General features: G+C 61.4%; 12 protein-coding genes. 4 read left to right on the forward strand and 8 right to left on the reverse strand.

The features are described from left to right. Window positions 1-99 precede the first annotated feature (99 nt). Entirely contained in the window at window positions 100-993 is an 894-nt protein-coding gene (gene rarD, locus CFAEC_RS09100) for an EamA family transporter RarD (protein ID WP_290276179.1), read from the forward strand. Window positions 994-1,026: 33 nt separating this feature from the next. Here rarD and CFAEC_RS09105 read toward each other — a convergent pair whose 3' ends face one another. From CFAEC_RS09105 to lspA, 3 genes are read right to left on the reverse strand one after another with little or no spacing between them, the layout of a single operon-like run. Then, window positions 1,027-1,626 (reverse strand): hypothetical protein, encoded by a 600-nt coding sequence (locus CFAEC_RS09105; RefSeq protein ID WP_290276181.1) that lies wholly within the window; start codon window positions 1,624-1,626, stop codon window positions 1,027-1,029. Continuing rightward, window positions 1,623-2,552 carry an RluA family pseudouridine synthase gene (locus tag CFAEC_RS09110; protein WP_290276182.1) on the reverse strand — a complete coding sequence of 310 codons (930 nt, stop codon included), beginning with the start codon at window positions 2,550-2,552 and terminating at the stop codon, window positions 1,623-1,625. Before CFAEC_RS09110 ends, CFAEC_RS09105 begins: the two co-directional genes overlap by 4 nt. Continuing rightward, window positions 2,553-3,149: a signal peptidase II gene (gene lspA, locus CFAEC_RS09115; protein ID WP_290279857.1), complete on the reverse strand. Its 597-nt coding sequence runs from the start codon at window positions 3,147-3,149 to the stop codon at window positions 2,553-2,555. It abuts the gene before it with no gap. Window positions 3,150-3,254: 105 nt separating this feature from the next. Here lspA and CFAEC_RS09120 point away from each other — a divergent pair, with 105 nt between their 5' ends. Both CFAEC_RS09120 and CFAEC_RS09125 read left to right on the forward strand, forming a co-directional pair. Beyond that, a complete protein-coding gene (locus CFAEC_RS09120) occupies window positions 3,255-4,322 on the forward strand; it encodes a hypothetical protein (protein ID WP_290279858.1) in 1,068 nt (355 codons plus the stop codon). A 132-nt stretch (window positions 4,323-4,454) separates the two neighbouring features. Beyond that, a complete protein-coding gene (locus CFAEC_RS09125) occupies window positions 4,455-6,098 on the forward strand; it encodes an ABC-F family ATP-binding cassette domain-containing protein (protein ID WP_290276183.1) in 1,644 nt (547 codons plus the stop codon). 10 nt (window positions 6,099-6,108) lie between these two features. Here the strand turns inward: CFAEC_RS09125 and CFAEC_RS09130 are convergent, their stop codons facing one another. Next, window positions 6,109-6,705: a WKL family lipoprotein gene (locus CFAEC_RS09130; RefSeq protein WP_290276185.1), complete on the reverse strand. Its 597-nt coding sequence runs from the start codon at window positions 6,703-6,705 to the stop codon at window positions 6,109-6,111. Between the two features lie 414 nt (window positions 6,706-7,119). On the opposite strand from CFAEC_RS09130, the gene CFAEC_RS09135 reads away from it, so the two are divergent. After that, window positions 7,120-8,073 carry an asparaginase gene (locus CFAEC_RS09135; RefSeq protein WP_290276187.1) on the forward strand — a complete coding sequence of 318 codons (954 nt, stop codon included), beginning with the start codon at window positions 7,120-7,122 and terminating at the stop codon, window positions 8,071-8,073. A 29-nt stretch (window positions 8,074-8,102) separates the two neighbouring features. Here CFAEC_RS09135 and CFAEC_RS09140 read toward each other — a convergent pair whose 3' ends face one another. The 4 genes from CFAEC_RS09140 to CFAEC_RS09155 all read right to left on the reverse strand — a co-directional run bounded on the left by CFAEC_RS09140 (window position 8,103) and on the right by CFAEC_RS09155 (window position 12,068). Further along, entirely contained in the window at window positions 8,103-9,509 is a 1,407-nt protein-coding gene (locus tag CFAEC_RS09140) for a DNA polymerase IV (protein ID WP_290276188.1), read from the reverse strand. Between the two features lie 56 nt (window positions 9,510-9,565). Further along, window positions 9,566-10,393 carry an EamA family transporter gene (locus tag CFAEC_RS09145; protein WP_435384283.1) on the reverse strand — a complete coding sequence of 276 codons (828 nt, stop codon included), beginning with the start codon at window positions 10,391-10,393 and terminating at the stop codon, window positions 9,566-9,568. Between the two features lie 69 nt (window positions 10,394-10,462). Next, window positions 10,463-11,446 carry a MerR family transcriptional regulator gene (locus CFAEC_RS09150; RefSeq protein ID WP_290276192.1) on the reverse strand — a complete coding sequence of 328 codons (984 nt, stop codon included), beginning with the start codon at window positions 11,444-11,446 and terminating at the stop codon, window positions 10,463-10,465. Between the two features lie 4 nt (window positions 11,447-11,450). After that, window positions 11,451-12,068 carry a HEAT repeat domain-containing protein gene (locus CFAEC_RS09155; protein ID WP_290276194.1) on the reverse strand — a complete coding sequence of 206 codons (618 nt, stop codon included), beginning with the start codon at window positions 12,066-12,068 and terminating at the stop codon, window positions 11,451-11,453. Window positions 12,069-12,115 lie beyond the last annotated feature (47 nt).

Consider the following 12,115-nt stretch of genomic DNA (forward strand, 5'->3'; position numbering starts at 1 on the left):
AGTCTAGCCCGCCGGACATCCTGGGTAAACCTGCAGGTCACAGAGAAAAATAACGTCGCGGTCCCTCCTCACCCACAGTTGGGTATAAGGTGATCCTTTATGATTTACGGCTTGCTCGCCTACCTGCTCTGGGGTCTCTTCCCGGCGTTCTTTCCCCTGCTGATGCCAGCCGGTCCCCTCGAGATCCTGGCCCACCGCATCGTGTGGACAGCTGTGATAATGGCCATCGTGGTCACGATCCGGAAAGGCTGGCAGGAGTTTCGTGGGGTCGACCGCATCACCTGGATCAGGGTGATCGCTGCCGCCATATTCATCGCGCTGAACTGGCTGTTCTACGTGATCACCGTCAATTCAGGAAATGTCACCGAAGCCGCACTCGGCTACTTCATCAACCCTTTAGTGAGCGTCTTGTTCGGTGTCGTCCTGTTCAGGGAGCAGCTACGCCGACTCCAGGTGCTGTCCGTCCTGATCGCCGTCGCCGCTGTCCTCTTCCTCGCGGTGCTCGGTGGCCAGCCACCGATCCTGGCACTGACGCTGGCGTTCACCTTCGGTATCTACGGTGCCATCAAGAAGAAGGTGAATATGTCCGCCATCACCTCCCTCACCGCTGAGACCCTGGTGCTGCTGCCGGTCGCCCTGGGTTATCTCATCTGGCTCGAATCAAGTGGAGACGGCACCTTCTTCAACAATGGTCCCTCGCACGCGGCACTATTGATCAGTGCGGGTCTGGTCACTGCTCTGCCACTGCTGCTGTTCGGCTACGCGGCCAAGGCCATCCCGCTGTCCACGGTGGGCATGCTTCAATACATCACACCCACCATGCAGATGCTCTGGGCCGTGGTGGTGGTCAACGAATACATGGAGCAGACCCGCTGGGTGGGATTCATCATCATCTGGGTCGCGGTCACACTTTATCTGTGGGACATTCTCCGCCAGAAGAGACGTGCCCTGAACAGACGGGATCGCCATAAACATCCCGCTGAACCTTCCTGAAGACGGTTCCCACCCCTGGGTGGTCAGCTCTCATCACGCCGCGGGACGGTTCCTGGTGTCATCGACGTACACGGGACGCACCCCGAAGTGACCCCACCCCGCATCCACGGGAAGGGCCTCAACAGCCAGGACACCCGGGGCCTGAGCAAGCGCACGGAGGGCCTCGCCGTCATCCCACACGATCACGCCGTTGATCACATCCGGGACCTGCACGTTACCGATCCCGTCCACGCTGCCCTGGAGACGATCCAGCTGACGATCAAACACATCGGCGCGAGTCTCCCCCGCCACCGGTTCCGGCAAACCCATCGGAGCAGCGGATAACATCACCATGGCGTTGACCCGCTCAATATCGTCCACCGCCCCAGCCGCATCCGCAGGCACCAACGCAGGGGAGAACGTCACCAGGGCGAAGGCGTTGTCATCCGCTGGTGTCTGGGTGACCGACGCCGCCGCCCGATCCACATACTGTTCCAGGGATTCTGCAGTGTCCTGGCCCAGCATGTCGCCGTTGATGGCCATCGGTTTATTCGTCCGGTCGCTGAAGCTCAGCGCCACCACGGCGATAACCAGAATGAGCAGCGCCAGGAGCGCCACCAGTTTGCGGGTCCGATCCAGTTTCTGGTCCGTCATTGTTCACGCAGGAGCTCGAGAGCATGGCTGAGATCATCCGGGTAAGGGGAGCTGATCTCCATCCATCGACCATCCGCCGGATGATGGAAACCGAGAGATACGGCATGCAGCCACTGACGGATCAAACCGAGGCGTGCGGATAGGGCTGGATCCGAACCGTACATCGGGTCGCCACAACACGGGTGGTGAAGGGCCGAGAAATGGACACGGATCTGGTGGGTGCGGCCTGTTTCCAGATGGATTTTGAGGAGGGTGGCCTCCTGGAATGCCTCGAGGGTTTCATAATGGGTGACCGCATGCTTACCGTCGGTGGTGACGGCAAAACGCCATCCAGCTGACGGATGCCGTCCGATCGGGGCCTCGATGGTTCCTTCAGTCGGATCCGGGTGGCCCTGCACCAGGGCGTGGTAGGTCTTCTCCACGGTGCGGTCCCGGAATGCGCGTTTCAGCACGGTATAACCCCGTTCGGATGCGGCCACCACCATGACACCCGAGGTGCCCACGTCCAGTCGCTGGACAATGCCCTTGCGCTCCGGTGGACCGGAGGTGGAGATCCGGAAACCTGCCGCCGCCAGGCCCCCGACGACGGTCGGCCCCTCCCAACCCACAGTGGGGTGTGCTGCGACACCGACAGGTTTATTCACCGCGATGAGATCATCGTCGGCATAGAGGATGTCCAGGCCGGGTACGATCTCCTCCTTCGGCATCAACGGTTGAGCTGGTTCGGGGAGGAGGACATCCAGCATCGAATCCGGCACCAGGCGATCACTCTTACGGACAGTGACACCATCAACGAAGACATCCCCCGCCTCTGCGAGATCGGCCGCAGTGGTCCGGGAAATACCCAGAAGTTTGGACAAGGCTGCGTCAACGCGCATGCCTGCCAGCCCCTCGGGGACCGGAAGGGTTCTATTTTGTCTAGTCATCTATACGTCCTCCGCTTCTGATGGACCAGTGGTTACTGCCCGGGCCTTCTCTGCCCGTGCGGCGTCGCGGTCCTCCAGGAACATGCCGATGAGAAACACCACCACACCCGTGGTGATGGAAGCGTCTGCGATATTGAAAACCGCGAAACTGCCCACGGAAATATAATCAACCACATGCCCGACGTAGAACCCCGGGTCACGGAACAGCCGGTCAACCAGATTGCCCAGTGCGCCACCGGCAACCATGGCCAGCCCGATACCCACCCATCGGTGTTTCACCCTGGGTGCGTAGATACTGATGCCAACCACGAAGGCCAACTGGATGCTGGTGAAAAGCCAGGTGCTGTTCTCCCCCATGGAAAATGCCGCGCCGGGATTGAACAACAGGTAGAAGCGGAGCCAGTCGCCGATGACGGAGACCGGTTCACCCGGTTCCAACCAATTCAGCATGATCTGCTTCACAACCTGATCAATGGCTGCGATCACCACGATGATGACCGCCATCATCGCGGCCATTCGCTTTCCGGTTGTCCTCTTCTCCCCTGGGCTTGTGGGGACTGTTGTCGCCCCTGCATCATTTGAGGTCACGTGAACCATCATTCCCCATCAGCAGGTCAAAGTTCCACCTGGCCACCTTCACTGCCGAATTCCACCCGTGATGGGGTGAATGGTGGGTGAGAAGCTAGATTTGAATACGTGCGTATGAATAAACTGCCCCACCGTCTCCGCCGTTCCCACCGAAACAGGCGCGGTCTCCGCATCACTGCCCTGGTGGTGGCATCCTCCACCGCGCTGGTGTTGTCCGCCTGCGTGGAGGCGGATTCCCCCACGGACGGCCCGGAGGTTGAGCAGGCCGTGGGTCTCACCGTGGATGTACCCCGGGTCACGGTCTTGGACCCGGGCACCGGCGAGCTGAGACAGTTGCGCTATTCAGCGGACACTGCAACGGAATCCACTGCCGATGAAGGCACCACCAGGCAGACCCTCACTCTCTCGGTGTCAGATGGTTTCACCCAGTCGGTTATGCCTGCCGCCGAAGTTGATCCCTCCCCTGAACTAGAAGGTGGGGATGTCAGCACCATGCGTCTTCCACTGACCGCTGATCTGACCGCCGCGGAGTCTGTGGAAGAGGAGACATTGGAGGCCACCAGGGCAGTCTCCTACACGGTGGGCCAACCGACGTTCACCGATCTGGATCTGGCTGAGGACATCAACTCCACCGCGGGCTTCACCATGGGCACCCGAACCGATGACCGGGGACAACAATCTGCGCTGACATTCGCGGCACCCATCGACGCCACTGACACCGGACGCCTCATCATGGAGCAGTACCTCCTCAAATTCGCCTCCCTCCCCGTTGTCTTCCCTGAGGATGAGATCGGAATGGGAGCCCGGTGGTCCGTGGACAGCAGGGTCTCGGGCGAATCAGCTCTGCTGCAGACGGTGACCTACACCATCACCGGAATCAGGGGAGATGTGGTTGATCTGGATATCTCGGTAGCCCAGCGCCCAAGCCTCGGCGCGCTTGAAATCAACCCGGACACCACCGGTGTCAACGAGGACACCCCGGGACAACTCACGGTGTTGAATTCCAACACCACGTCCAACGGTGCTCTCTCGGTGGATCTCAATCTTCCCGCCCCCACCGCCGGGGAGGTGTCCTGGACCACCCGCGTGGTTTACGGTGGTTCTGAGGATGATCTCCGGGTGATCCAGGATTCCACCACCGGCTTGAAATTTGATGATTCGAATATGGTTGCCATTCCATGATTCTGCGTGCATAATTTAGGCATGTTCATTCCTCGATAGTCTTCTCACCCTGAAACAACATCAGTACGGATCCCCCAGCTTGCACGGTCACGTGGGCGGATTCGTTAAAGAACGACATCGAAGGATTTTCACATGCGCTCCCACGCCACCTATATCTCTGTTGATGGCCTTAGCTTCTCCTACCCTGCCAGACGCGTACTCGCTGACATCTCCCTGACTGTGAATAAGGGTGAGATCGTGGGCCTCATCGGCGAAAACGGTTCCGGTAAGTCCACGCTTCTCGCCCTCATCGCGGGTGTGCTGGAACCTGATCAGGGACGCATCTATCTCCCCGCGGACACCGGGTTCATCGCCCAGGAGACAGAGCTCCCGTTCGAGCTTCCCGTCCAATCATTGATTGATGCGTCGGTGGCACCGGTTCGGGCTGTGGAATCCGCCATCGCCGAACTGACCGTGGCCATGGGTAGTGATAATCCACCCGGTGATGTCGCCGAGCAGTTTGACCGCGCGCTGAGCCAGGCTGAGGAGATGGGTGTCTGGACATTGGAGTCCCGCATCGAGGAAATTGTCGCCGGTCTTGGTCTGGCCGACATTGACCGTTCCACCCCGATCCGCGAATTATCCGGCGGGCAGCGCAGAAGGTTCGCGCTGGCCGCCATGCTGCTGGAACCGGCGACAGCCATGATCCTGGATGAGCCCACCAACCACCTGGATGACAACGCTGTCGACTTCCTCATCAAGGATCTGAAATCCTTCAAGGGCCCGGTCCTCATCGCCAGCCACGACCGCTTCTTCCTAGACGCGGTGGCCACTGAGCTGGTTGATCTGGACCCCGCGCTGGGCCCGGAGGGTGGAGCCGGTGAAGAAGTGAAGCAGGCTGTGTCCTTCGGCGGTGGCTTCACCGACTACATCAAGGAACGGGAGCGGCGGAGGGAACGCTGGTCCCAGCTCTACGTGGCTCAGGAATCCGAACGGGAGAAGCTCGAGGCCACCTCCGAGATCGGCGAGGAGGACATCTTCCACCGCTCGGTATCCAAGTCGGAATCCAAGATCTCCCAGAAGTTCCACGCCGACCGCGCGGCCAAAACCCAGGGCAACCGGGTGCGGTCTGCACGCAATCGTCTGGAGGCCCTGGAGCGGTACGCCCTGCCCGCCCCACCCAAACCTCTGGAGTTCCAGGGCATCCCGGATTTTCAACGCCATGCGGCGGGTGAATCAGTGGAGATCCGGTCCATTGGGGTTGCTGACCGCCTGGCGCCGGTGAAATTCCGCATCGACCCGGGTGATCACATCCTGGTCGAGGGTGCCAACGGCACAGGGAAATCCACGCTGCTCTCCGTGTTGGAGGGTGTGCTGGAGCCTACCGAGGGTGAAGTGATCATGCCGGAGGATCTCCGCGTCAAGCGCCTCAAACAGGATGATTCATGGACAGATGCGCAGATGGTTGCCACCGCGGAGGAGGTTTTCAACCAGCTCAGAGTGGCGAATTCTCCCAGCCTGGTGGATATGGGCCTGTTGAGTCAGGCGTCGCAAAGCATGCCGATGGAGGCGCTGTCCCTGGGGCAGCGCCGGCGCGTGTCACTCGGCCTCATCCTGGCAAGTCCGCCGGACTTGCTGCTTCTCGACGAACCGACCAACCACCTCTCCCTCGCCCTGAGTGAGGAACTTGAGGAGGCCATTAAAAAATTCCCCGGCCGTGTGATCCTGGCCAGCCATGACAGGTGGATCAGGAAACGATGGACGGGGAAGAGAATCAGTCTGGGTCTGCCAGACTGATCTTCAGGGATTACTGAACGGCGACCGGCTCTTCAGCTGGCGCTTCAACCTCAGCGCCCTCAGCTGGGGCAACCGCACCGGTGTCAGCACCCACACACATGTCAGGGACCTGCTCAGGTGCAACGGTGTTGGTGATCAGGATGCAGGCCCAGTCCTGGGACAGCTTCCAGTTGCCGTCGACGTTGACGAACTCCACGCCTTCAGCTTCCTGATCCGGGCGATCCGGGAGGGTGAACATGACGGTGGTCAGCACCTCAGACTGTGGGTCATAGCCCGGAAGGACGGAACCGACAACCTGGAACTCCGCGCCGGATTCCACCTTGGCCTGGGTCATGGTCTCGAACAGCTCAGGGGCGTTCTCGGAACCCTGGACGGTGTTGACCTTCTCCTCGAGGCTGGCTTCCGGATCAGTGGCCACGGCCAGGACCTGGTTCAGTTCATCAGCGGTCGGGTACTCGGCAGCAGTGCCCGGGGACTCGGAGGTGGTGGTGTCAGCGGCGGCGGTGGTGGTATCGGTGTCTGCTGCCTCATCATCGCTGGAGCACGCGCCGAGGGCGAGGGCGCCGACCATGGTGAAGGTGACTGCGGTTGCCTTGAAAAACTTCACGTTGAAAAATCCTTTGCATATTGTGTCATCGTCGTCACCGGTGATGCAGGGTTCCGCCACCACCATGGCAGCTGCGGAAGGACACCTCACACCGCGGGGCACCTTCGTGTCCCCGAGGAAACCGGTATCTGGAAACCTCTCCGCAGCCAGCAGATACACAAATCAAGCTCCTGCCAGGGGACAGGCCACCCACTCCGTGAATCCGGCCACACATATGCATGGCAGGCGACGACAACTTTCCCAACAAAGGCTACACGCTTTTCCATGGCTGCCCATATCCCCAGTATGAGAAAATACTGTGAATCACCACCCCACTGGTTACCCCACTGGTTACCCCGCTGGTTTCCGTGCCATACATCCGGAGATATCCGGCCCACGGACACCTGATCACTGTCAGTTGATACTGTTATCCGCATGTCCGAGACCACACCCGCCCCTGCCACCGTGTCCAAAGTAGCTGTGATCACCACGGGAGGAACCATCGCGTGCACTTCCGATGCGGATGGCCATCTCCTGCCCACAGTCAGTGGCGAGGAATTGCTCCGTCCCATCGCCGCCCGTTTTGATTCCTCCCAGTTCGTCTTCGAGATCCATGAACTCAACCGCCTGGATTCCTCCTCCATGACCTTCGCGGACTATGACGAGATCAACACCGCGATCCACCGGATCCTCGAGGATCCTGACGTGGTGGGCATCGTGGTCACTCACGGTACTGATTCCATGGAGGAGACCGCCATTGCGGTGGACACCTTCCACACTGATCACCGTCCCGTAATCTTCACCGGTGCCCAGAAGCCCGCCGATCACCCGGAGGCTGATGGCCCGGGCAACCTCTTCGAGGCCTGCCTCATCGCCTCCGATGCCTCCGCCCGCAACATCGGCACCCTCATTGTCTTCGGCCACGCCGTGATCCCGGCGCGTGGATGCACCAAGTGGCACACCAGCGACGAACTGGCCTTCGCCACCAATGGCCCGGAGGAGCCGGAACGCCCAGACCCACTTGAGCTGGCCGCGCTCGCTGATATTGCTGTGGAGATCATCCCCGCCTACCCCGGCGCCTCCGGAGCCTCTGTCCAGGCCGCTCTTGATGCCGGTGCGCAGGGCCTGGTGGTGGAAGCTATGGGTTCCGGCAACGTCGGATCAGCCATGGGTGCGGCACTGGGCAAGGCACTTGAATCGGGCGTGCCGGTAATAATGACCACGCGTGTCCCCCGAGGTGATGTCGCCGGTGCCTATGGTGGTGCCGGTGGCGGTGCCACCCTGGCAGCCAAGGGTGCCATTGGTTCACGTTATTTCCGCGCAGGCCAGTCACGAGTCCTGCTCGCGATTGCACTGGCTACCGGCCAGCACCCGGCGACATTGTTCTAGCTGGGGTTCCGCTCCTGATCCCGGTTTCTTCAGTCACCGTCTAAACCGTGGCCGTTTTCAGCCAGCCAGTCTGCCCAGTCCAGGCTGTCGAGTGGATCGGCAGGGTGCAGCACCGGGTCATCCACGGCGAAGCTGCGTGTAACACCCCTGGCGGTGGTTCTGGTTTCAAATCGCACCGACACCACCCCGTGGCCTGCTCCCTGAACCCAACCGTGTCCGAACTCCGGATGATGGACATCCTGGGTGGCTTTCCAGATCCGGTGACCAGGGTGCTCTGTCAGGTCATCAACCGTGGGCCGGGTGATGGTGTCGTTGGCGCGCACACCTGATTCATAGTCCGTATCCGCCGGCGCAGGAATCACGATCTGTTGATCCAGCTCTGGGAAGAGGACATCCTGGCGGTTTTCCTCCAGCCCGGAGAAACCCACGCCCACCAGTCGGATCGGTCCGGTTTCCTCGGGGTAACGTATCAGGCGGAAGGCGGTGGCCTCCAGCGTTGCCAGATCATCGGTGACATAGGGCAGGGTCAACGACCGGGATTCGATCCGGAAATCACTCATGCGCAGTTTCACGCTGATGGTGCGGGCACCCCGGCCATCCCTGAGCAGGCGGCGGTGTGCCCCCTCCGCGGCTCGACGCAGAGCGGCATCCACCTGGGATCGTGTGGTCAGATCATGTTCATAGGTGTGTTCCTGGGAGATCTGTTTGGCTTCCGCACGGGGTTCCACCGGGCGGTCATCAATACCGCGGGCCAGGTTCCACAGGCCCACACCCAGGGTTGGGCCGAGGCTGATCTCCACCTCTCTGACGGTCAGTGCTGCCAGATCCGCGATGGTCTCCACGCCCATGGTGGTCAGTTTCGCCCCGGTGACCGGCCCAACACCCCACAACACGTTCACCGGCAGCGGATCGAGCAGCTCATGTTGTTTTTCTTCCGGCACCACGAACACCCCATCGGGTTTGGCCTCCCCGGAGGAGATCTTGGCAATCTGTTTACCCGATCCAGCACCCACCGAGGCCGGCAGTCCCGTTTGCTCCCTGATCTGGGCGCGCAGGGCCTCAGCCCAGTCGCGGACCTGCTCCGGTGTGGCACCGACCAGTTCCTCCGGTTCCATGAAGCCCTCATCGATGGAGAGCTGTTCGACCAGACCTGCGCGGCGTTCGATGATCTGAAAAACGCGTTTCGACGCCACGGAGTACACCTGATGGCGCGGTGTGACCACCACCGCGCCGAAACCGACACGGGCTTTTGCCTGGTGCATGGGCATAGCTGAACGGGCTCCGAATTTCCTGGCTTCATAAGAAGCCCCGGCGACCACTCCCCTGCCTGAAGCACCACCCACCAGGACAGGACGGCCCCGCAGGGTGGGCCGGGTCAGTTGTTCGACAGATGCGAAAAAAGCATCCATGTCGATGTGCAGAACCCAGCGTTGCATAGCCATAGTCTAAGGCAAACCGAACAGATAGCCGAAAATTTCCGGGTGGATGAAGGTCAGGTTGGTCGTCGTAAAGCAACAGCGACAATGACCAGCGCAATGCCGAACATCTCAGCAACGGTGAGCAGCTGCCCGAGCGCCACCGCGCCCATTACCGCGGCGGTGAGCGGCAACATCGCCAGCAGCAGGGCGAAGTAGGCGCGCCCGGCCATGCGCAGCACGATGAGATCAAGCCCGTAGGGAATCACCGCACTCAGCACACCCAGGCCGAAAGCCAGACCCAGCAGCTCCACCGGGGCCAGCGCCAACTCGGACATCCCGGGCCACAGCCACCAGGCCAGGGGTGCCGCGAGCAGGGCCGCCCAGAAGAACCCGACGGTCATACCCGTGCGACTGTCCTCGGCGGAACCGGCGATCCGGTTGCCCGCGATGATATACAGCGCCCACAACGCCGCAGCACCCAGCGCGAAAAGGACACCAACACTGTTTGCGGACCACTGTGCACCGGAAATGACCACCACACCCACCCCTGCCAGCAACAGCGCCGTCCAGTCGCGCAGGGTCCGGCTGCCCAACGCAGCCACGGTGATGGGACCGAGGAATTCAATGGCCACCGCGGTTCCCATGGGCAGCCGTGCGATCGCTTCATAGAAGGTCATGTTCATGGCCAGCGTTGAGATACCGTAAACCGCCGCATTGAAGCCGGTGCGGCCAAGAAAATCCCGTACCCTGGGCCGAAACAGCACTACCAACATCACCGCTGCCGTGGAGATCCGGAACCATGCCACCAACACCGGCGGGAGGGTCTCGAAGAGACCGACGGCGATGGCCGCGCCTGCGTAGAGCGATAATCCGTTGATGATCATCAGCAGGGGTGCCAGCATACGGCTCCCGGGCTTGATGCGACCAAACCTATTCACGAAGAGGGATCGTACCCGAGAACCTGCACACCCTCACCGACCAGTTGCCCGCCGGGTGGTCAGGATCGCCCGGGCTGTCATATCCACCTGCGGTGACCGGTCCCCCACCAGCTGCTGCAGGAGCTGATCGGAACCACCGAACTCCGCAAGCGCCTGGGTGATCCGGGCCCTGGCGGGTTCATCCGCGGGCAACTGGGCGAGGAGATGGGCGAACGCGGTGAGGATCTCCTCCTCCCACTGGGGTTGGGCGGCCAGGGTGTCTGCCGCATCCACATCCTGTCGCCCGTCAAGAATCATCTCCATCAGTTCCGGGATCGCTTCCTGCTGGTGTTGTCTACCCAGTGACAGGGCGGTCAGGGCTCGCACGTCTGAGTCATCATCATTAAGGGCTGCGAGGAGATGATCAACAGCACCCGGGGCATCAGCCAGGATCCGCACGGCACGGCGCCGCACCTCCACATCCGTGGATCCCAATCCCCGTGCCACCTCATCCACCGCGTCCCGCCCGGCGCGGAGCACCGCCCAGGACAGACTTCCGGCGACGTTGACGTTTTGTTCATCAAGAGCAGCCCGGGCAAGAAGTTTCGGCTGGGCACCAACGTCCGGGGACAACGCAGAGGCCTGCCGTACAGCTGGATCCCGTGAGCGCAGACCACGCAGCATCGCGGTAATGGCCAGGGCTTCATCCCAGGTGGTGGCACCGGCGGTATGGACCGCCTGCAGGCGCGCGAGGAGGTTTCGTTCCTGTCTCAGGCGCTCCCTGGATTCAGCAATCAACTCACCAATCACCGCATCGAAGGAGAAATCCGGATCAGCCAGCGCCTGCCCCACCTCTTTGAGTCCGAGCCCGAGGGAACGAAGACTTTCAATGTGGAGAATCCGCCGGAGATGATCCCCGGTGTACTCCCGGTAGCCAGCTGCACTGCGCCCTGCAGGCGGAAACAACCCGAGTGCCTCATAGTGACGCAGCATCCGGGCGCTGACCCCCGTTGCCGCCGAGAACTCACCGATACGCATAGGTCTAATTCTGCGCAAAGGGCCCCAGGGCGGCAACCCTGCGGGCTTCATGCAGGTGCCCCGCGATGCCACCTTCGGGATCGTCCAGATACGCCTGGGTGGCCTGAGCATGGGCGATGACCGTGGCCAACAGAGGTCTCACCTCATCATCCAATTCAGCCAGCGCACGGCTCAGGCTGCGCTGGGTATCCTCATCACCCCGCCCCAGCTCCGCCACCAGTTCCACAGCCAGGGCTGCACGTTCCGCATGGGGCACAACAGCCACCGCAACCCGCCAGGCAGCCGTGCGGAAGGCCACATCGGGGTGGTGCAGCATCGGTGTTGTCAGCACCTCCCAGGTGCCCGGGGCCTGAATTTTGGACAACGTGTGCAGTGCCTGGCTTCGTGCCTGACTCCGTGCCTGTGGATCATTCAGAACCTCTATGAGCAGCGGGAATGTCTCCGATACGGGATAACGGGTGATCGCCCAGGTGAGCATGTCACGGACAAAGAAGTCCGGCTCATCTCCCATTCGTTCCATAAGCGGGACAAGGTACGCAGGATCGGCATCGGTACCGGCAGCCAGGGCTGCGTGGAGGCGGAGGGACGGATCGGCTGCCTGAAAAGCTCGCGTGATATTCATGTCTCCACTCCACCACCTGACACTGTGTCAAGGTCAAGGGGCAAGAA

Source organism: Corynebacterium faecale, assembly GCF_030408735.1.
GTDB classification, from domain to species: domain Bacteria; phylum Actinomycetota; class Actinomycetes; order Mycobacteriales; family Mycobacteriaceae; genus Corynebacterium; species Corynebacterium faecale.